General features: G+C 48.1%; 17 protein-coding genes. 8 read left to right on the top strand and 9 right to left on the bottom strand.

The window, feature by feature from the left end:
- Window positions 1-429: 429 nt before the first annotated feature.
- The 4 genes from HNR50_RS04900 to HNR50_RS04885 are packed head-to-tail and all read right to left on the bottom strand — an operon-like array spanning window position 430 to window position 5,057.
- Window positions 430-1,503, bottom strand: a complete 1,074-nt coding sequence (locus HNR50_RS04900) for a PfkB family carbohydrate kinase (RefSeq protein ID WP_184744415.1) — start codon at window positions 1,501-1,503, stop codon at window positions 430-432.
- Between the two features lie 16 nt (window positions 1,504-1,519).
- Entirely contained in the window at window positions 1,520-2,272 is a 753-nt protein-coding gene (locus HNR50_RS04895; protein WP_184744413.1) for a DeoR/GlpR family DNA-binding transcription regulator, read from the bottom strand.
- A gap of 3 nt (window positions 2,273-2,275) precedes the next feature.
- The gene (gene gnd / locus HNR50_RS04890) at window positions 2,276-3,730 is read right to left on the bottom strand and encodes a decarboxylating NADP(+)-dependent phosphogluconate dehydrogenase (RefSeq protein WP_184744412.1); all 1,455 of its coding nucleotides are present in this window, start codon (window positions 3,728-3,730) and stop codon (window positions 2,276-2,278) included.
- Between the two features lie 31 nt (window positions 3,731-3,761).
- A complete protein-coding gene (locus tag HNR50_RS04885; protein ID WP_246433777.1) occupies window positions 3,762-5,057 on the bottom strand; it encodes a nickel-dependent putative hexonate epimerase in 1,296 nt (431 codons plus the stop codon).
- A gap of 195 nt (window positions 5,058-5,252) precedes the next feature.
- Between HNR50_RS04885 and HNR50_RS04880 the strand changes: the two genes are divergently transcribed.
- The 3 genes from HNR50_RS04880 to HNR50_RS22160 all read left to right on the top strand — a co-directional run bounded on the left by HNR50_RS04880 (window position 5,253) and on the right by HNR50_RS22160 (window position 9,223).
- The gene (locus tag HNR50_RS04880) at window positions 5,253-6,056 is read left to right on the top strand and encodes an SDR family NAD(P)-dependent oxidoreductase (protein WP_184744410.1); all 804 of its coding nucleotides are present in this window, start codon (window positions 5,253-5,255) and stop codon (window positions 6,054-6,056) included.
- Window positions 6,057-6,070: 14 nt separating this feature from the next.
- Window positions 6,071-7,483, top strand: coding sequence for a glucuronate isomerase (gene uxaC, locus HNR50_RS04875; protein ID WP_184744408.1), 1,413 nt, complete (start codon window positions 6,071-6,073; stop codon window positions 7,481-7,483).
- Window positions 7,484-7,576: 93 nt separating this feature from the next.
- Entirely contained in the window at window positions 7,577-9,223 is a 1,647-nt protein-coding gene (locus HNR50_RS22160) for a cache domain-containing protein (protein ID WP_221439783.1), read from the top strand.
- On the opposite strand, the gene HNR50_RS04865 is transcribed toward HNR50_RS22160, so the two are convergent.
- Window positions 9,220-10,440: an ornithine cyclodeaminase, nickel-pincer nucleotide-dependent gene (locus tag HNR50_RS04865; RefSeq protein WP_184744406.1), complete on the bottom strand. Its 1,221-nt coding sequence runs from the start codon at window positions 10,438-10,440 to the stop codon at window positions 9,220-9,222. The two genes, HNR50_RS22160 and HNR50_RS04865, sit on opposite strands and share 4 nt — an antisense overlap.
- 94 nt (window positions 10,441-10,534) lie before the next feature.
- Here HNR50_RS04865 and HNR50_RS04860 point away from each other — a divergent pair, with 94 nt between their 5' ends.
- Together HNR50_RS04860 and HNR50_RS04855 are read left to right on the top strand one after the other, a co-directional pair.
- Window positions 10,535-11,053, top strand: a complete 519-nt coding sequence (locus tag HNR50_RS04860; RefSeq protein WP_184744404.1) for a GNAT family N-acetyltransferase — start codon at window positions 10,535-10,537, stop codon at window positions 11,051-11,053.
- Window positions 11,054-11,740 (top strand): DUF429 domain-containing protein, encoded by a 687-nt coding sequence (locus HNR50_RS04855; RefSeq protein ID WP_184744402.1) that lies wholly within the window; start codon window positions 11,054-11,056, stop codon window positions 11,738-11,740.
- On the opposite strand, the gene HNR50_RS04850 is transcribed toward HNR50_RS04855, so the two are convergent.
- Together HNR50_RS04850 and glgX are read right to left on the bottom strand one after the other, a co-directional pair.
- A complete protein-coding gene (locus tag HNR50_RS04850) occupies window positions 11,721-12,533 on the bottom strand; it encodes a Cof-type HAD-IIB family hydrolase (protein WP_184744400.1) in 813 nt (270 codons plus the stop codon). The genes HNR50_RS04855 and HNR50_RS04850 overlap by 20 nt on opposite strands.
- Window positions 12,534-12,581: 48 nt before the next feature.
- Window positions 12,582-14,747 carry a glycogen debranching protein GlgX gene (glgX, locus tag HNR50_RS04845; protein ID WP_184744398.1) on the bottom strand — a complete coding sequence of 722 codons (2,166 nt, stop codon included), beginning with the start codon at window positions 14,745-14,747 and terminating at the stop codon, window positions 12,582-12,584.
- Window positions 14,748-14,974: 227 nt separating this feature from the next.
- On the opposite strand from glgX, the gene HNR50_RS04840 reads away from it, so the two are divergent.
- Window positions 14,975-16,468: an amidohydrolase family protein gene (locus HNR50_RS04840; RefSeq protein WP_184744396.1), complete on the top strand. Its 1,494-nt coding sequence runs from the start codon at window positions 14,975-14,977 to the stop codon at window positions 16,466-16,468.
- Between the two features lie 56 nt (window positions 16,469-16,524).
- Here the strand turns inward: HNR50_RS04840 and HNR50_RS04835 are convergent, their stop codons facing one another.
- Together HNR50_RS04835 and HNR50_RS04830 are read right to left on the bottom strand one after the other, a co-directional pair.
- Window positions 16,525-17,100, bottom strand: a complete 576-nt coding sequence (locus tag HNR50_RS04835; protein WP_184744394.1) for a hypothetical protein — start codon at window positions 17,098-17,100, stop codon at window positions 16,525-16,527.
- Complete coding sequence (locus tag HNR50_RS04830) at window positions 17,100-18,641, bottom strand: immunoglobulin-like domain-containing protein (protein ID WP_184744392.1); 1,542 nt, start codon at window positions 18,639-18,641, stop codon at window positions 17,100-17,102. Before HNR50_RS04830 ends, HNR50_RS04835 begins: the two co-directional genes overlap by 1 nt.
- A gap of 173 nt (window positions 18,642-18,814) precedes the next feature.
- Here HNR50_RS04830 and HNR50_RS04825 point away from each other — a divergent pair, with 173 nt between their 5' ends.
- A complete protein-coding gene (locus tag HNR50_RS04825; RefSeq protein ID WP_184744389.1) occupies window positions 18,815-19,432 on the top strand; it encodes a histidine phosphatase family protein in 618 nt (205 codons plus the stop codon).
- 39 nt (window positions 19,433-19,471) lie between these two features.
- The gene (locus HNR50_RS04820) at window positions 19,472-20,092 is read left to right on the top strand and encodes a TetR/AcrR family transcriptional regulator (protein WP_184744387.1); all 621 of its coding nucleotides are present in this window, start codon (window positions 19,472-19,474) and stop codon (window positions 20,090-20,092) included.

Here is a 20,092-nt window from a genome sequence, read left to right as displayed (position 1 = left end):
TTTTATTGAGTTTCATACAAGACTCCCTGAGATGATATAGATTAATTATATATTAGCATATAATTTTCCGAATTTGTATAATTTTGAAATATAACATAACTTATTATCCAGTTCTCCATAATTCCCAAAAACCAATACTTATACCGATTTTTTTACCAGTTCATGCGTATAACCTCCGATTTTCGGAAAAAACGCGCATTGCGTTATTGAGCATTTTTTCATTATTATCCGGATTTTATTATTATGCTATAAGAAAAATTCCTATGCTTTTGGACTGATTGGAGAGTTGTTAATAGAGTAAAAGTTGAAGATCAGGAGCCCCGATAGGCAACTTCTGTAGAAGAAGATTCAAGTTTCTAAAAAAAGAGGCTGACTCATTTTTCGAATCAGCCTCTCTTCTATCAATAGATTAAATATAGTCTACAGCAATTACCGTTTTACTCTGGCATTCCCTTCCCAGATGCTCCAGACCTGTTCTTCATCGGCAGGCTGGCAGTAATCCGTGTAGAGTGTGACAGTAAGCGCACCGGTGGCCCAACCGAATTGAACCCATTTTTCCGGTTCCCATTCTTTCAGTATCCCGTAGAGCATTCCCCCGACAAAGCCGTCTCCGCCGCCGATCCTGTCCAGAACACCAATGGATCTCGGTTCTTCCACATACCAGTTATCGCCTTCAAGCATGATGGCCCCCCACATGTGTTCATTGGTGCTGACCACTTCCCGGAGCGTTGTTGCAAAAACCGAAGCATTGGAATACTCGCTTTTCACTCTTTTTATCATTTCCTTGAAGCTGTCTATCTTCGCTCCCAGTCCTTCGCCTCCCGCTTCCGGTCCGGGGATTCCAAGACAGAGCTGAAAGTCCTCTTCGTTTCCGACAAGTACATCGGCTGCCTGGGCAATTTCAGCGAAAACTTCGCTCAGTTCCTTTTCCCGGCCTTTCCAGAAGCTGGCTCTGTAATTCAGGTCGAAAGAGATAAGCGAACCGTGTTTCTTGGCGGCTCTGGCAACGGCGAGACAGAACTGGCTTGTCTCTGGTGAGAGAGCGGCTATAAGACCGGACAGATGAACAACGGCAACGCCTTCTTCTCCGAAAATCCGCTCCATATCGAAATCTTTGGCGTTCAGGGTCAGGCCGACTTCTCCGGTTCTGTCGTTATGGACTCGGGGACCGCGATTGCCGTATCCTGAATCGGCTATATTAATCTGGTGCCGGTATCCCCAGGCTCCGCCCTGTTCGATTTCCGGTCCTTCGTAATCAATATGTCTGGAAGCCAGGTCATCTTTTATAATTCTGGCGATAGGGCTGCCTTTAACAAAGTTGGTCAGAACTTTTGCAGGCATCCCCAGATAGGATGCAACAGAAAGAACGTTGGATTCGGCACTTGTGGCTCTCATTTCAAAATGGCGGCTCGCATAAACCGGCTGCCCGTTGTCCGGTGTCAGCCGGACTCCCATGCTGGTCGGGGTTAGAATGGCGTATTTACAATTTTCACTCAATTTCATGTTTCTCTCCTCTATTTCAAACTGTTATGACTTCAATTCCCATATCCCGGAACTTTTCAACATGAGTAAATCCTTTGTCGGTAATCAATATGTCTACCAGTTCGGGACGGGCGAATATGGAGAACGCTCTGGCTTCGAATTTGCTGGAATCGGCCAGTATGACTTTTCTCCTGGCTGCCTTGAGCATAGCTCGTTTCAAGCGACCTTCAATGGCATTCTGTGTAAGAAAGTCTCCTTCGGAGGTCATCCCTGTGGCTCCGATAAAGGCTATATCGAACTGGAGCTGGTTTACGGCGTCTTCGGCAATCGGCCCGATAAATGATGCGGCATTGACTCTGAAATTTCCTCCGATCGCTGTCAGCGTCACATCGCGGGATGAGGCCAGCAGGTTCAGAATATCCAGGCTGTTGCTTATGACTCTCAAAGGCATATTAACAATTTTCTCCGCCAGCAGCTGCGTCGTCGCACCCGCATCTATACAGACTGAATCCTCGTCGCGGATCAGCTCCACGGCCCGGGCCGTTATTCTGTTTTTCTCTTCGTAGAAGGTTTCCCTTCTGGAATTGACGGTGGGCAGGGGAGCGACGGTCTGCGCCAGACTGGCTCCTCCGTGGCTCCGGATTATAAGTCCCTGCTCCTCCAGTCTCGTCAGATCTTTTCTGATTGTCACCTGAGACACACCCAGCCGTTCAGTCAGCTCCGTTACGGAGATCTGCCGATAAGTGTGAATCAGGTTGAGAATGGTATCCAGTCTTGGATTATGAGCCATTTCCTATACCTCGTAGGTGGTTGAAGAAACGTTTCCGCCTGTTCCTGTCCAGTTTGTATGGAAAAACTCGCCTCTCGGCTTATCTGTTCTTTCATAAGTGTGCGCGCCGAAATAGTCCCGCTGAGCCTGGAGAAGGTTTGCCGGGAGCCTTTCCGAACGGTAGCCGTCAAAGAAAGCCAGCGCGGTGGACAAGGTCGGTACGGGGATTCCCAGGGTTACGGCGGCAGTCACGACTTTTCTCAAAGAGTTCTGGGCCTTCTGAAGGATATCTCCGAAATAATCATCCATTATAAGGTTTGACAGCTCGGGATTTTTGTCGAAAGCTTCCTTGATTTTTCCCAGGAAGACCGATCGGATAATACAGCCGCCTCTCCACATAAGGGCTATGGCTCCGTAATTCAGTTTCCAGCTGTATTCCTTTGCTGCTTCTTTCATCAGCATGAATCCCTGGGCATAGGATATGATTTTGGCAAAGAGAAGAGCCTGTTCCAGATCTTTGACAAACTCATCTTTATCTCCGGAGAAAGTGACGTCCGGTCCCTTGATCTTTTTAGACGCCGCGACTCTTTCATCTTTGAGAGCGGAAAGACAGCGGGCGAAAACAGATTCACCGATAAGCGTAACGGGCATTCCCAGATCCAGGGCGCTTATCCCCGTCCATTTTCCCGTACCTTTCTGGCCGGCTGTATCGAGGATCTTCTCAACAAGAGGTTCTCCTGCATCATCTCTGAAAGCGAGGATATCTCTGGTAATTTCTATCAGGTAGGAGTCGAGAGGCCCTTTGTTGTAGTCGGCAAATACTTTATGCATTTCCTCATAGTTCATGCCGATCGCTTCATGAAGAAGCTGATAGGCTTCTGTTATCAGCTGCATATCGCCGTATTCGATTCCATTGTGGACCATTTTCACATAATGGCCGGCGCCGTCGTTGCCGACCCAGTCGCAGCAGGCTTCGCCGTTTTCCGTTTTGGCGCTGATGGCCTGAAAGACAGGTTTGACATAGGGCCAGGCTTTTTCATTACCGCCGGGCATGATGCTGGGGCCTCTTCTGGCTCCTTCTTCACCGCCGGAAACTCCTGTTCCGATAAAGTGTATGCCTTTCTCCGCAAGTTCTTTTGTCCTTCTGTTGGAATCGGGGAAGTGGCTGTTTCCGCCGTCGATTATAATATCTCCCTCTTCAAGGTGGGGCAGAACGGTTTCGATGAACTTATCGACAACCTCTCCCGCTTTCACCATAAGCATGACCCGTCTCGGTCTTTCAAGCTGAGCGATAAAGTCTTCGATGGTTTCCGCTCCGACGATGTTATCGTATCCCTTTGCCGGACCTTCTATAAAATCAGTCATTTTCTGAGTGGTTCTGTTGTAAACGGCAACGGTGTATCCGTTGTCAGCCATATTCAGTACGAGGTTCTGACCCATAACCGCCAGACCGATCAGTCCGATATCTGCTTTTTTCATTGTATGTTCTCCTTGTTCCTTACCTGATAATTTATTTGCTTGACCATAATCCCAATGCGGGATTCTGGATGTAATAAAACTCTTCGCCGTTGGCATCTTTCTGAAAACCGGTTGTTTTATTTTCTATCTGAAACAGCTCCTGCATTTCCGAAAGATCCGCATAGGCATAGCCTACCGATTCGATTTCATCTCTGGTCAGATGCCCGGGAGCGTAGGTAATCTTAAACCGCCCTTCGCTCGATCCGTGAATCAAATGGGCCGCCGCCGAGAGGTTGCTGCTCAGATCTTCATTTTCCTGAACCTTTCGCAGTGTTTCCCCGGTCGTGAAATATCCGTATTTCCTTATAAGGGCGTCTATTTGCCTGTCTTCACCGAATTCCTTCAGTCCGGGAGCTATGACGATCAGCTCTCCTCCGTCAGCAATGGCCATGCGCGTTCTGTATACGGATTTGTTGCCGAGCCATGTGCTTCGGAACTCTTTGGGGTCCAGATAAACCACGACTCTTTTCAGAGGTTCATCCACCGGCGTGAAGTTGACTTCCTTACTCAGGGCTGCCGCCTTGGCGAAACACTCGAAGCCGTCTCCTATATAGAGTCCTCTGACATGGAGTTTCCCTGCTTCATCGGGAGAAACCACAGTCAGCGCATAAAGAATCGGCAGATCTGATGCAAAATGCTCACTGGCATAGTTGAGCACTTTTCTCACCGGGCTGTCGGCCTGTCCCATTATGCGTTCCATTCCATAGGCCGCACCGAGAAAATGGGACTTGTGAATTCCTTCCGAACCACCGGTACCGACGAATATGTTTTTATTGTGATTGGCAAAACCTATAACTTCATGGGGGACGACCTGTCCTATGGAAAGAATCAGATCATGGTCTCCTTCGACAAGAAGTTTGTTAACCTGGGCCGGCCAGCTGAAGGAGACCTTGCCTTCGCTAATTTCCTCAACATAGGATGAGGGCACCTGGCCCAACGTTACCACATCGGTCCGCCATTGGTGGGGACGGATCAGGGCATGATCCAGTCCGGGAAACATTTCATCCAGTTCCTCTTCGGTCATGGGATAATGGGTTCCCAGAGCCGGCATAACATCGGTCAGTTTTTCATTGTAATAATCCCTGGCCGCCAGTGTCAGAACACCGGCTCTCGAGTGGAAACGAGTGATATCGGGGGGCAGAACCAGCACTTTGGATGTTTTTTCAGCTGGAGCCGCTTTATTCAGGGCTTCTGTGAGCCCCTGTGCCAGATCATCGTCTGTAAGAGAGAGCCCGGGAGCTCCTTTTTCAAAAAACAGCATATTCTCTTCGCTTTCCTTTGATTTCATTTTGCGAACAATATCGTAATTAAAAAAATACGCTATCCCGTCATTTTTGTAAAGAGAAAAGTTACGAATAGCTTCGTAAACGAAAATGAAATGAAATCTTCTTGCATAAATGAAGGGTTTCGATTTATTATCATTTAAGAAAACTAACGAAACATTTGAACAATTTTGTATAAATCATAAGAAAGGATAAAATTTATGGGAAATCTGAGTAAGGAAATCGCTGTTATTACCGGTGGAACAGGAGCTATAGGAGCATCTTTTGCCGAAGCTCTTTGTAATGCAGGTGCTAAAGTCGTTATTCTGGGGCGGGGAAAGACAAAGCCTGTTTCTGAAGCGGCAAAGGAAATTGAAGCAAAAACAGGACTTAAAGATGTTCTATTCGGTTATCAGTGCGATGCTTCCGATGAAGCCCAGATGGCCGCTACGATCGAATCCATCAGAAAGGAAGTGGGTATGCCGACTCTGCTGGTGAATGCGGCCGGAGGGAATAAAGGTAAAGCCCCGTTTACGGAAGTCGATGTGGATATCTTCGATGAGGTTGTCAAAATGAATCTTCTGGGCGGTCTGGTCATCCCGACAAAGCATATGGCCAGAATCTGGATTGCCGAAGGTATAAAAGGGAATATCATCAATATCGCGTCCATGGCTTCCTATCTTCCTCTTTCGGGAGTCTGGGCCTATGCGGCATCGAAGGCCGGTGTTATGAATCTCACCGCCGGACTGGCCAAGGAATTCGCTTCCGCGGGAATCCGGGTCAACGGTATTGCTCCGGGATTTTTTGTCGGAAACCAGAACCGGGATCTGCTATATGATGATTTCGAAAAAGACATTCTTTCGGCAAGAGGCAAGCAGATTATCGGCCATACACCTTTCGGCCGTTTCGGAGATATTTCCGAACTGAACGGAACTCTCGTCTATCTGGCTGACAGAAACGCCTCCGGTTTTGTTACCGGTGTCACCATCCCTGTAGACGGCGGTTATCTTATCGATAACATTTAACAGGAGGAATTCTGATGAAGCCCTTTATGGATAAAGATTTTTTACTGGAAACGGAAACGGCCCGGACCCTTTATCACAAGTATGCGGCGCCTATGCCAATTTTTGACTATCATTGTCATCTCCCTCCCGGAGACATCGCCGAGAATAGCCGTTTTTCCAATCTCTATGATATCTGGCTGACCGGTGACCACTATAAGTGGCGGGCCATGCGCTCTTTCGGAATTGATGAGAGGTATGTAACCGGAGACGCATCTCCTTACGAAAAATTCGAAGCTTACGCAAGTATGATTCCCTATACGATCGGGAATCCTCTCTATCACTGGACCCATCTGGAGCTTCAGAGATACTTTAACATTACAACTTTGCTCTCGAAAGAAACGGCAAAAGAGATCTGGGATGAAGCGGAAAAGCAGTTGGCGGAAAAGCCTATGGGAGCCCGGGATTATTTAATAGAGTCCAATGTCAAAGCTGTCTGTACCACTGACGATCCTGTCGATTCTCTCGAATATCACACTTCCATTATCGGAGAGGGGGATTGCCCTGTAAAAGTCCTGCCGACTTTCCGTCCCGATAAAGCTCTTGCATTCGGAAACCGGGCGGATTTCATAATCTATATGAAAAAGCTCTCTGAAGTTTCAGGGGTCAAAATCAGAAAATACGATGATCTGATTGAAGCTCTTGAAAACAGGCACGCCTACTTCCATCACCTGGGAGGCCGTTTATCTGACCATGCGCTGACGACCAGTATTTTTGCCGAATCCAGCAAAGATGAGCTGGAGGAAATCTTTAAGGATTTATTTCTTGGAGTCGATCCTCTGTCGGATCTTCAGGTGGAAAAACTTCAGACGGCCGTTCTGGCGGAGTTGGCCAGAATGAACAGGGAGAAGGGATGGACCATGCAGATTCACCTGGGAGCCCTGAGAAACAACAACAGCACCGGGCTGGCATCGCTGGGACCCGATACGGGATTTGATTCTATCGCCGACGGACCGATTGCCTGGAAGCTGTCGCGCTTCCTCGATAAGGTGAACTCTAACGGAGGTCTTCCGAAGACCATCCTCTATGTCTTGAATCCATCGGACAATTATACGATCGGAACGATGATCGGGAACTTCCAGGATGGAAAGACTGCCGGAAAGATTCAGTTCGGTAGCGGCTGGTGGTTTAACGACCAGAGGGACGGTATGGAAGCCCAGATGAAAGCGCTGGGTAATCTGGGACTTCTGTCGAAGTTCGTTGGAATGCTGACCGATTCAAGAAGCTTCCTCAGTTTTCCCCGCCATGAGTATTTCCGGAGAATCCTCTGTAATATTCTCGGGAACTGGGTGGAAAAGGGAGAATACCCGAATGATGAAAAGATATTGGGAGAGATCGTTCAGGGGATCAGTTTCAATAATGCTGTCGATTATTTAGGGGTTGATTTATAAAATAATAAAAAAGGCCTGGGTAGAAGATTTTTCTTACAATCCGGCGGTGATCTCTGCACTATACTTAATAGTATAAGTGAAGTTGAGGTAGCTGTGGTTTCCTATAATCAGAACCGGATAAGAAAAATCTTCTATGTTGTCAGTTTATGCATATTTATACTGACGGCTTCAGTCGAGGCTATAGTTCTTATAAATCATGCTAAAAACGATGCTCAGGCAAACCTTGAACTTTTATCAGAAAGTATTAAAGAACAGAAGAAGAGCTATCTTCAGTCGATTGTATGGAGCTGTATTAGCGATATTGAACAATATTCCGGCTTGGTATTTGAAGAGTATGAAAGTAAAACAGAGAATCTTCTCCATGCCATGGTTCTGCTTTTGCAACTCCGCTACGGGGGAGAGAATCAGTTATTCGCCTCGTCCGATGTTCCGCAGCTTCTCGAAAAGCTTTGCACCGACAACGTCAGCTATGCTCTTGTACGCAATGGAGAGATCCGGCTGAATTCGGCCGGATCGGATTTTCCTGATTCCCTGGATATTGAAAGCCGGTCAAAAATCGCGAAGAGTGCTCCGGTATTCGGCGATACGGTCCTTTATGTGTTTTTCACTCATGAATCCTATGAAAAGCTCATTCGCTCCGGTGGAGAAGAAATTGTACGTAAAAGAATTCTTCCTGATAATGAATACGTCTGGATCAACCATATACTCGATTATAATGGTGGAGATGGATACGCTATCAGGCTTGTTCATCCCAATCTTCCGGAAACCGAAGGAATGTTACTCTCAACGGACATGACAGATATCATGGGCAATTTGCCCTATAGGGATGAGCTCTCGGGTGTGAATGAAAAGGGCGAGGCATTCATCGAATACTATTTTAAAAAAATGAATTCCGACGAAATCTCACATAAAATGTCCTATGGAAAACTCTATCAGGATTTCGACTGGGTTATAGCCACCGGGGTCTATCTCGATGATATGGACAGCCTGATTAGAAAGGAATACAGCAATATAGATCAGCATGTCTCCCAGAACAGCCGCTTTTTTCTTTTCTTTGTATTTTTTATTGCTCTTCTGGCTATAATTGTTCTTGTTCTTTTTGAAAGGAACATAAACTCTTTACTCAATACTTATACAAGCCGGTTGAAAACAGCGCAGTCTCTGGGAAAATCCTCCTGGTGGGAGTATGATCTGAAAAGAGGGGAACTGATTGTTCCCGATGATGCCGCTAAGCTTTACGGATTCGATACGAATGAGGAAACTACTGACTTTGAAGTCCTGCGGAAGGCAGTCAGATCGGATTTCCGGTCTTTTTTCAATGAAAAAATAGATGATTTTCTTAAAGGGAACGAAGACAGCATCCAGTTTCCAATTATTTCCGGAACTGATGGTCAACGATGGTTATGGCTTAAAAGCCGGACGGAGCGGGACAGGAAGGGGCAGGTTGTGCGGCTTATCGGGTCATTGAGAGACATTACGTCAGAGAAAAGGGCCGATGAGGAAAAGGAGAAGCTTATCAGGGAACTTAAGGAAGCTCTGGAGCAGATCAAAACCCTTGGTGGACTTATTCCCATCTGTTCCTCCTGCAAGAAAATCAGAGATGACAGCGGTTACTGGAACAACCTGGAATCCTATATTGAAAGCCATTCCGATGCCTCTTTCTCCCACGGCATCTGTCCCGATTGCATGGAAAAGATATACGGTGAGAAAAAGTGGTATAAGGATAAGAAAGAGGACTAATCTCCGTATACCAGTCCCATCTGATTAGCTAAAGTCCGCAGAAACAACCCCACATCGCTGACGATTCCCACAGCCTGCCCTGTCCCCCTGTCCGAAAGTTTGGTTACCACCGCCGGATTGATATCGACGCAGATCGTTTTGACCCAGGAGGGTGTCATATTCCCCGCTCCAATGGAATGGAGCATGGTCGAAAGCATCAGGAGCATATCAGTTCCTTTTATGATTTCGCTGTAGCGGTTCTGGGCTTCAATCATATCCATTACGGTTTCCGGAAGAGGGCCGTCGTCGCGGATAGAACCGGCCAGGCAGTAGGGAATACCTGATTTGACTACTTCGTACATCAGTCCGGCTTTTATTTCTCCTGCTTTAATCGCCGCCGATATGGATCCGTAGGTATTGATTTTGTTAATGGCTCTCATGTGGTGAAAATGTCCGCCGTGAGTCGGCTTTCCTGTTGTCAGATCCACACCGAGAGATGTGCCGTAAAACTGAGATTCCAGGTCATGGACCGCAATGGCATTTCCTCCGAGGAATCCCTGAATATAACCTTCGCGGATCAAAGCCGCGAGAGCGCCGGCTCCGCCCGTATGAACGACTACGGGACCGGCTACGACGACGGCTTTTTTACCTTGCGCCTTCATTTCCTCAAGAGTCTCTGCCACTTTGCGGACAGCGATGTTGTCGCTTCTTTCCGAGGAGACGTCGTTGGTCATAAAACCGAAACCTTCCGATTGCCTTTCCGCATCGGGCGGGAAAAGCCTGACCGAATCACTGCCGCATAGTATCAGATCGCCTTTGCGCACATCGCGTAATTTTATACACTCAAAACCGGCAGACGTTTTCCTTATCATGGCATCCATCCGCTGTTTGGACACTTTGTGCCAGTCTCCCTGATAATAAATTTCCGTCCTGTGGTTGGAGGTCGAGTAGAAGTCGGGAGGGACTGCGCCGTCTCTGTCTGCTGTTTTGAGCAGAGGTTCGGCGGCTCCTTTCTCCCAGGCTCCGAGAAGAACCAGTTTTTCCGTTACGCTGTTCAATTTTTCCGCGCTGTCGCAGATCAGGAGAATTTCCAGATAGGATATTTCATCCTGTTTTTTACCTATGGTAAAATCAATTATTTTATAATCGGCCTTTTCATCGATAATGAGATTGAGAATCCGGGACATGATTCCCGAGTCTATTAAATGTCCCTGAGATATGATACTTCTTTCAAACATAATCTATTGATACTTCGGGTAGAAACAATTGTAAAGCACTTTATCTTATCACCGATGAATAGTCAGCAATAATCAATAATAGTATAATCGGACAATGATAATTGAAACAGAACGCTTAATCCTCCGTCAGTTCACGATTGACGACCTAAAGGCTCTCGCTCCTATCCTGGCCGACCGGGAGGTTATGCGCTTTTCCCTTAACGGTCCTTATTCCAGAGAGAAAACGGAACAGTTTATCCGGCGCTGCCTCGATAATTATCTGAAACGGGGTACGGGATTGCTGGCCCTGATCCATAAAGGTGACGACAAACTTATTGGGTATTGCGGTATTGTCATTCAGGAGATCGACGGGGAGGAGCTGCCGGAAGTTGGATACAGGCTCGATCCATCCTACTGGGGCAGGGGGCTGGCGACTGAAGCGGCGGCTGCGGCGGCAGATTACGGATTTTATAATCTCGGGTTTCCCTGTCTTATTTCCATTATCGAAGAAGAGAATACCGCTTCGATCCGGGTCGCTGAAAAAAACGGATTTGTTTACGGGAAAGATGCTGTTTTTATGGGACAGGTTCCCGTGCGCATTTATTCGAAACGTCTGAAAGAGCCGGCTCGGTAAATGCTCTACGCCGGAATAGATCTCGCCTGGAAGCGGGGAAACCCGTCGGGGATCGCAGTCATCAATGACGAACGCGCTATTATTCACTGTTCTGCGCCGCTATGGCCGGACAGTGAAATTTCCCGCTTCCTGACATCTCTGGAAGATGATTTCATTCTGTCCGTAGACAGTCCTCTTCAGGTTCTCAATGAAACAGGAGGTCGTCCCTGTGATTCCGATCTTATGAAACATTCTTTTAACGGCCGGTTTTTGAAAGTTTTTGCCACATCTGTCGATTATATGAATCGTCACTACGGAGGAGTTCGGGGGGCGGATCTTTTCGATATCCTCAGAATGGAAAACGGTCTCAAGCTTGGTAAGACTATAGTCGAGACCTTTCCAACAGCTGTGATTCAGAGTCTTTTCCCGGGAATATCCATGCGGAAATACAAAATCACATCTGCCCTCAAACTGGGAGAGCTTAAAGAGAACTTCCTGATTCTTAAGCATGCTCTGGAAGAGGTGGGATTTTACGGAGACTATCCGGAGATCGGGGAGTTAAGCTCAAAAAAGGCTTATAAAGAAGCGGAGGACCGCATCGATGCGATCCTCTGTGCTGTCAATTCCTATTATTTTCATAGATTAAAAAGTTTTGTACAATTCGGAAACGGAGAAAACGGTCTGACCGTTATCGCTCTTCCCATTTGAAAAAATCCGCCAGATAAGTGGCCACTCCGTCTTTATCGCAATGGGGGGCGGTTCTCTCCGGGGGGAATTTTTCTCTCAGCGCCGGCAGGGCATTGGCCATGACAACGCCCCAGTGAACCGCTTCCAGCATGGGCAGATCGTTGAAACCGTCACCCATGGCCATGGATTCCTCTACGGTTCCGCCGAGAAGGTTCATGACTTCTCTTACCGCCCCGGCTTTATCTATGCCGGCCGGAACGATTTCCAGGAAGCGGGGATCGGAATTAAAAGCATTCAATTTTTCCGAATGTTTTTCCATTATCTCCTCTTTGACGGGCAGGAGATTTTCATGGTCTGCGATCATCAGGCATTTTGTCAGTTTCAGCTCATCTATTTCATCGAAATTGACGATTTTTCCGGGAAGTTTGATCCTGTTGTAGTATTCTTCCGCTTCCGGCCGCTCTTTTTCATAGATCAGTTCACCACTGCGGTACGCCAGAATATGGTAATCGAGTTTTCTGGCTATGGTGATAACGGCACGGGCTTCCTTCTCCGGAAGAGTGTGGTGTTTTAATACTGTCCCGTCGCTGCCGTCTACGATCATGGCGCCGTTGTAACAGATAAGGGGACTGTGTATACCCAATGTCTCTTTTACCGGCAGCAGAGCCTCATAACTCCGTCCCGTGGCGATGATCGGAGCGACGCCCTCCTGTTCGAGCCGCTGTACAGCATCGATAACGGGCCGGGAGATGGTGTGATCAGTTCGTACGAGAGTTCCGTCTATATCAAAAAAACAGGCTTTGATTCTTTTCATGGACCTATGTTACCTGTAAGGGCCGGGGAAGTCCAGACGGACGGCGGATCAGACAACTCTGGAGATCAGAACAACAACCGATTTAGCGGTCACTTTATAGGATTTCTGATTCCTGAGTACTTCTTCGTCACCGAAAAGCGTGATGGATTTCTCACCCGGCACAGCCGTGTCTATGGCTCTGAACCATTTGGTTCCCGGAGGAGGGAGTGTTTTTATGGTGAACTGTCTGTCCCTGTCGCTGCCGTTGAACATGAGATAGAAATCATTATCGTCCTTATCGGCATCGACTTCCGCTTCTGTTCCATCCAGACGGTAGGCCAGACAGTGATCCATGTCTTCCCAGACCGGCGGATCGCCGTCGTAGTTGTACCAGGTAATGTCCGGAATGGCATTGAATGTCGTATCAATTCCCAGAAAGAATTCAGGCCTGTGAAAAGCGGGGTGGCGCTTTCGGAATTTTATAAGTCTTTTCAGGAATGTGAAATTATCGCCGTTCTCTTTTTTCCTGTTCCAGTCAAACCACGAAACTTCGTTGTTCTGGCAGTAGGCGTTATTGTTGCCCTCCTGGGTTCGCAGAAGTTCATCTCCCCCCAGAATCATAGGCGTTCCCAGAGAGAGCATAAGCGTCGTAAGAAAGTTTCGGGCCTGCCGTTTCCTCAGCTCCAGGATTTTCGGATCGCGGGTTTCTCCCTCCTCTCCGTGGTTATAGCTGATATTGTTATCGCTTCCGTCGCGGTTTTCCTCTCCGTTCGCCTCGTTGTGCTTCCTGTTATAGCTGACCAGGTCCCAGAGGGTAAAGCCGTCGTGGGAGGTTACAAAGTTTATGCTGTGAAAGGGTTTTCTTCCATCTCTCAGGTAAAGGTCCGAACTTCCGGTCAGCCTTGTGGCCAGAACGCGGGTTTTCCCTTTGTCCCCTCTCCAGAACCCCCGGACGTCATCGCGGAAGCGGTCGTTCCATTCGGCCCAGCGGCCTCCGGGAAAGGATCCCACCTGATAAGCACCGCCGGCATCCCAGGCTTCGGCTATGATTTTCGTGTTGCGCAATACCGGATCTTCGGCGATCCCTTCCAGAATAGGAGGATTCTCCATCAGATTTCCGTACCGGTCTCTTCCCAGTATGGAACCGAGATCGAAGCGGAAACCATCGACATGCATTTCAATGACCCAGTAGTGAAGACAGTTTCTGATCATGGTCCTGACGATAGGGTGGTTGCAGTTCATGGTGTTCCCGCATCCCGAGTAATTCATATAATAGCGCTTCTCATCGGCGAGAATGTAGTAAATCTCGTTATCCCATCCCCGGAAGGATATGGTCGGTCCCAGCTCGCTGCCTTCTCCAGTATGATTGAAAACCACATCGAGGATCACCTCGATTCCCTCTTTGTGCAGCTCACGCACCATCTCTTTGAATTCGGTTACCTGGGCCCCTTTCGAGTCGGAGGCATAACGGCTGTTGGGAGCGAAAAAGGCGATGGGGTCGTAACCCCAGTAGTTTTCCAGATGCTCATCGGTTATGGGATTGACCCGTGTAAAACTCATATGGTCATATTCCATAATGGGCAGAAGCTCCAGGCTGGTTATTCCCAGCTCCTTGAAGTAGGGGATCATTTCCACAACGCCTTTATAAGTTCCCGGATGAGCTACCCCGGATGAGGGATGTTTCGTCAGACCGGATACGTGGGTTTCATAGATTATGCTGTGGCGGAGGGGGAAATTGAGAGGCCTGTCTCCCTGCCAGTCGAAATCGTCGCAAACAACAAGCGATTTCGGCATATGCATGATATCGTCGTATTCGCTGAATGAAAGATCCCGGTCGTCCGATTCCCAGTCGTATCCTCTCGCCTTATCCAGATCGATAGACTCATGGGTGGAGATGGCTTTGCAGTAGGGATCGAGCAGAACTTTGAAACGGTTGAATCTGTGGCCTTTTTCCGGTACATAGGGGCCGTCGACGCGGTAGAGGTAATGGGTTCCTTCTCCCATGCCTTCCAGACGGATGTGCCACACATCGCCGGTTTTATTCAGGTACGGATCGAGAACCAGCTCCGCCATGGGTACATAATTATCAGCCTTGTCGAAAAGCAGAAGGGTAACGGATGTGGCATGCCGGCTGAGTACGGCAAAGTTCACGCCGTTGCCCTGGACAGTGGCTCCGAAGGGGAGGGGCTCTCCCGGATAAACCGTATAATTTGTACCGGTTGTTCTGACTGACATATCTCTGCTCTCCATGAAAAAAAGATTCACTATACAATATAAGCTTTTTTTGCAAAGTCGAAGAAAAAATGATTTTTATTTTTCACATTTTTGTTAAAGGTCTGTTTGTCATACAATTGATTTGACTTGCGGCTGCTTCGGTTGTAAGATGAAATTGGTCACCCACCCTTCAGTATTATTATTCTGAAAAAACAATCAGGGAAATACTATACGGAGTGAGGATATTTATGTCTGAAAACAACCCCATCCTCTGCAGAAGCAGATTCGTCATCCCTTTAAGCGAAAAAAACAGAGCCGAGAGAATTGAAGACGGCTTTATTCTGACTGTAGGCAGCGAGATTGCCGAGGTCGGACCCTGGTCGGAGAAGAAAGGAGAAGCCATATTGAAGCAGTATGGCGGAAACCTGAAAATCATGGGCTTCAATGGCAATGCCGCAAAAGCCGTAGCCTCCGGCGTACCGAAACTCAATACGGTCATGATGCCCGGCTTCGTAAAAGCCCACGGCCACGACCACGAGCAGCCTTTGATCGGAATTGCCAAAGATGTTCCCCTGACCGAATGGCTGGATAAAGCCGTGAATCCCTTTACGGGCTACATAAACGAAAACGGCGATATGCTTACGAAAGAACTGGGCATGTCTCCTCAGCTGCTTACTTATCTCATGGCCCGTGTTGCCGATATCAATTACGGTATCACGACCAGCATGGTGCATCACTGCAATCACAGTAAATATCACGCCGCGGAAATCGCCAGAGCGAACGAAGCAGCCGGAACGACTATGATAGTCGCCATCGGCGGACAGGACCGCTTTTATTATGAGGCTCTTCTCGATACGCCGGAAGAAGCGGTGGAAAGACTGCAGAAAGCTTCTGAGATAGAAGGACTCGAGCGGACGTCGTTCTGCCCCGGACCGGATCAGCTTTTTTCCAACAGTCGGAAAGTTCTCGTTCCCCTGAAAGCCTGGGCCCGCGAAAACAACACTCTATTCCATATCCACAGTTCGGAAGAACCGAAAACCACAGCCTGGTTTAAAAAGGAGATCGAACCGGGAATGACTCCGGTCCAGTATGCCGATTCAATCGGAATCCTCGATGAGAACAGCGTTCTGGCCCATCAGGTCAACTGCATCCCCGAAGATCTGGAAATCCTGGCGAAAACCGGGACGAAAATCGTTCATAATCCGCTGGCCAATACCATTCTGGGTTCGGGAATGCCTCCGGTCATCGAAATGATGAAAATGGGTATACCCGTGGCCATTTCCACTGACGGATCCGGTTCGGCCGATAACCAGAATATCATTGCCGCCGCGCGGGCTGCTGCTCAATACCAGAAAGCTTTCCATCAGGATGCGACACTACTCAAGTCGGAAAAGCTTCTGGAGATGATAACCGTTACGCCTTCCTCTATTCTCAGAAAGAACCAGGGAGAGCTGAGCCCCGGTAAACAGGCCGACTTTGTTCTTCTCGATCTGAATCAGCCCAATATGATTCCCACCAGACTGGACAACGTTATGGAAAACATCATCTGGGCGGCAAACGGAAGCGAGATTTCTACAGTTGTGGCCAGCGGCCGCATTCTGAAGGAAGATTACAGGATCCGTGATTTTATAGACGGTACGAAACCCGATGAGATTATGGCGAAAGTTCAGCATATGAGTGAGCTGTATGCTGAATATCGCAAGACTATGAAACCTATATCCGGCACCGGTGCTCATAAATGAGCTTCGGGCCGATTGCTTGATTTCAACCCCTCGGCGGCAAGTTCCGCCGGAGGGGTTTATTTTTTGAACCTGTTTCTGAAGGTGTAGGAAACGAAAAGGGAAGCCTGAAGATTTCTGGACAGGTTTTCAATGGCCGGGTCATTGCGGAAAGTGTCGGTGAATGTCATCAGGTAGCCGCCTTCGATTCCGATTCTCAGGTTTTTGAATAGGTAATCGATCTGGAGCGAGGGGAAGACCGTCAGGTCGACACCGGAATAGATTTCTTTGTTCAATTCACTGATTTTATAGAGGAATCCCACTTTAGCGGCTGGCATGATTCTCAGACCTATGGGTAACTGGAAGCCGTAGCCTATCATCCCGTATCCACCGATGGAATTAAGCATGAAATCTTCATCGGCTTTGACAGCCCCTTTGTAGCGGGCTCCCAGTCCCACCATGAAATTTTTCATAAAAGTTTTTCCGCCCAGGTCTGTCATGATCCCCAATGTCGCACCATATCCCGCAGAGTCGTTGTAAATGAGAGCATCGGCAGTCACGGACAATTCGAGATTGTCGAAAAAGGAGCCCGTTTCCCCAGCATGCAGGGCGGCGCTCAGAAACACCGCGCTGATGATCAGTATTATGTTTTTCATTAGTTGTAACTCCTTGCTATTCTCAATCCGAGCGTGTCCATTGAGAAGGACGAGTCGGAACCTGCCGTAAACCCGACCGCATTTTCGGTCGGAACATTATCCGCGCTTCCGCTCCGCCAAAGACGCACATCATCACCATCGGCGTTAAGGGAGGCATCAAATACCCATTCCCATACATTGCCGCTCATATCGTAAAAGCCCAGGGCGCTGGCGGATTTCCGTGCTACTTCCCTGTGAATAATCCAGTAACCGGAACTGTACTGATACCAGTCCGAATTGTCAGAAGTCCAGGCCACGTCATCGGCAGAGAGTGGGCCTTCGCCACTCAGCTCGCTCCCGCTGTAGAACTCACCGGCATTCAGGAATCCGTTTCCATCCTGGTCGCCTTTGTAGCGGGCAGCCAGTTCCCATTCATCGGAAGTCGGAAGCCGGAAACCGTCCGCATCGCTGTCAGGCGTTACGCTGTCGAGGCTTGATATGGCTGTCGAGTCTCTAAGCACAGAACCATTTGACCGGTAAACCGGTGTATAGGAAGTTCCCTCTTTGGCATTGGTGTATTCCGTCAGCGCATTGGTCCAGACAACAGCGTCATACCAGTTGATACCGGTAACGGGCAGAGAGGAACTCAAAGCTCCGGCATCCTCTGTTTCGAAATTGTAATGACCTTCGCTCACGGCCCACAGGTACACTGTTTTCCACAGATGGTCAGTCAATTCCGTGCTTCCCATATAAAAGGAGCGGGCGATTTTTGTTCCGGAAGCTTCTATCGCGATATTAGAGATATCGCTGCCGTTGTTTTTATCACCATCATCATTCAATCCGGCCATATATGTTCGGGCGGGGACATAAATCATATTGAAGGAGACACCGTCCACTGGAGTGAAAGTCTCATTCTCTGCGACGGGAACTGTAATTTTGAAAGTTTTATTTTCACTGGTTCCTTCTTTTTCTACGGTTGCGGTCAAAGTTACTTCTCTGTCTCCGTCGCTAGCGGCAGGGGGAATAAGGGTGCCGTCGCTGCTGATTATACCGGGCGCATCGCTCGTCCATTCAATCGTTGTGCCGAAATCGCCGACAACAGGAAGATCCAGGTTTTCATATGGGTCCGGTGAATCGATGGAAAGACTGTCCAGTACTGCGTTAAGGGCATCTTCGATGGTCAGCTCTTCGGCGGGAACGGTCACTTCGAAGTCGACAGTGATTGTTTCCCCGTTGAGTTCGATATTCGCTATTATCGTGACGGTTATATCATCGCTCCCGTAGGGAGGTCTTTTTACAGTTCCATCGGAAGAGACAATCTCCGGGTTATCAGATGTCCATGTAATGGTTTCTCCCGATTCCCCTGTGGTGGGCAGTTCGAGGTTTTCCGTAACTGTTTCGGGAATCTCGAGATTTTCAGATGACTCATTGAGAATTTCCAGAATGGTTTCGGAAATGAGTTCTGAGTCTTCATTAAACGGTTCAAGTTCAAGCATTAAATCGCTGCACCCCCATAAGAAAAACAGGGTTGGCAGAATGGCTGATATTGTAATCTTTTTCATTTTTTATCCTTAAAATAACTTTAGTTACTATTAAGCAAACTCTGTGCCATCTTGCCTGAAATGAAAAAAAATGTAGAAATCGTCGAGAATGCTGAAGTCATTCAGTTATTCTCCGACATTTATGACGGAACCCGACGGTTTTCCGGATTTGAAAAATGATATATTCTGATCTTATGAAAACCACTTTATACATCGTACGTCACGGACAGACAGAATGGAACCGCCTCGGGCTTCTTCAGGGGCAGCTCGCCAGTCCGTTAACTGAAGAGGGGATCGCCGATACGGAGGCGTTCCGGCAGGAGATTACGGAACTTGAACCCGATGTCGTCTACAGCAGCGATCAGGACCGGGCTTTAACTACGGCTAAAATCCTGACCGGTGATCTGCATAGGGAGATTCATATTCATGAAGGGCTCCGTGAGATGAATTTCGGTGTCTTCCAGGCTAAGAGCTGGGAAAACATAGAAGAAGAGATGCCGGAGCTTTTCGAAGTTTACAGGCAGGATGATCCGGATTTTGTTATCCCCGAAGGGGAAAGCCATAATCAGTTTCATAAAAGAGCTGTAAATGCTCTAATTGAAATTACGGAAGCTCACCCCGGTAAAAGGATTCTGATCGTCAGCCACGGCGGAACAATAAATAAAATGCTCGGTTATGTCGAGGGCATGAGGCCTTCGGCCAATCGCTTTTTCCATTCGAAAAATCTGGCTCTGAACATTCTTGAGTTTGAGAACGGCCGGTACAGAAGAACCACGGAAGCCGAGCTCCTGGAGTACTCCGCGATTCACTGAGCAGCCACTCGATTTTTCTTGACTTAATACTCTTTCGGTTTGATACTGTTACCAGTCGGTCACTCGACCGACTGGGGAAGACAGTGCATGGCGGAAACCAGAAACGATCCGAAGCTGAAAGAATTTATCATAAATAAGACCCTCGAACTGATGTCGGAAAACGGTGTGGGCGGCACTTCGCTTAAACAGGTCGCCGAAGCCTGCTGTATCAGCCGGGGCACGCTTTACTATTATTTCAAAAGCAAAGATGAACTGATTCTCCAGATCAACCAGTGGAACATGAATCGTATCACTTCCACTCTGCTGGGGCTGCTCGATGGCTTTCTCAGAGAGGGGAAATCACCCGGTGAGATTGTACTGGAGATTTTCAAGTCGGTCAGCGGGGCGGAACTGCGCGGACGTATGCATTTTTATCTGATCAATGAAGCCATGACTTCCAATCCGGCTCTGATCGCTCCTCTCCGTGAAAGCTACCGGGAATGGTTCCGCATTATCGAAAATTCCTTCACCCGTTTTCTTCCCGAATCTTCGGACCGGGAAGCTGTAGCCCGATCGCTGGTTGCGGCGCTCGACGGAATCATAATACAGAAATTTCTATCGCTGAACGATATTTCTCTGAAAAGAATAGTGGATATAGAAACTAAAGGATATGGAGGCTGA

This window comes from Spirochaeta isovalerica (genome assembly GCF_014207565.1).
Lineage (GTDB): Bacteria > Spirochaetota > Spirochaetia > DSM-2461 > DSM-2461 > Spirochaeta_F > Spirochaeta_F isovalerica.
Note: the sequence above shows the minus strand (reverse complement) of the source record. Positions and strands in the feature narration are given on the sequence as shown.

Coding starts and splice junctions, on each gene's coding strand:
- HNR50_RS04900 (WP_184744415.1), bottom strand. CDS start 1,503: ATGAAATTGAGTGAAAATTGTAAATACGCCATTCTAACCCCGACCAGC.
- HNR50_RS04895 (WP_184744413.1), bottom strand. CDS start 2,272: ATGGCTCATAATCCAAGACTGGATACCATTCTCAACCTGATTCACACT.
- gnd (WP_184744412.1), bottom strand. CDS start 3,730: ATGAAAAAAGCAGATATCGGACTGATCGGTCTGGCGGTTATGGGTCAG.
- HNR50_RS04885 (WP_246433777.1), bottom strand. CDS start 5,057: ATGAAATCAAAGGAAAGCGAAGAGAATATGCTGTTTTTTGAAAAAGGA.
- HNR50_RS04880 (WP_184744410.1), top strand. CDS start 5,253: ATGGGAAATCTGAGTAAGGAAATCGCTGTTATTACCGGTGGAACAGGA.
- uxaC (WP_184744408.1), top strand. CDS start 6,071: ATGAAGCCCTTTATGGATAAAGATTTTTTACTGGAAACGGAAACGGCC.
- HNR50_RS04865 (WP_184744406.1), bottom strand. CDS start 10,440: ATGTTTGAAAGAAGTATCATATCTCAGGGACATTTAATAGACTCGGGA.
- HNR50_RS04860 (WP_184744404.1), top strand. CDS start 10,535: ATGATAATTGAAACAGAACGCTTAATCCTCCGTCAGTTCACGATTGAC.
- HNR50_RS04855 (WP_184744402.1), top strand. CDS start 11,054: ATGCTCTACGCCGGAATAGATCTCGCCTGGAAGCGGGGAAACCCGTCG.
- HNR50_RS04850 (WP_184744400.1), bottom strand. CDS start 12,533: ATGAAAAGAATCAAAGCCTGTTTTTTTGATATAGACGGAACTCTCGTA.
- glgX (WP_184744398.1), bottom strand. CDS start 14,747: ATGTCAGTCAGAACAACCGGTACAAATTATACGGTTTATCCGGGAGAG.
- HNR50_RS04840 (WP_184744396.1), top strand. CDS start 14,975: ATGTCTGAAAACAACCCCATCCTCTGCAGAAGCAGATTCGTCATCCCT.
- HNR50_RS04835 (WP_184744394.1), bottom strand. CDS start 17,100: ATGAAAAACATAATACTGATCATCAGCGCGGTGTTTCTGAGCGCCGCC.
- HNR50_RS04830 (WP_184744392.1), bottom strand. CDS start 18,641: ATGAAAAAGATTACAATATCAGCCATTCTGCCAACCCTGTTTTTCTTA.
- HNR50_RS04825 (WP_184744389.1), top strand. CDS start 18,815: ATGAAAACCACTTTATACATCGTACGTCACGGACAGACAGAATGGAAC.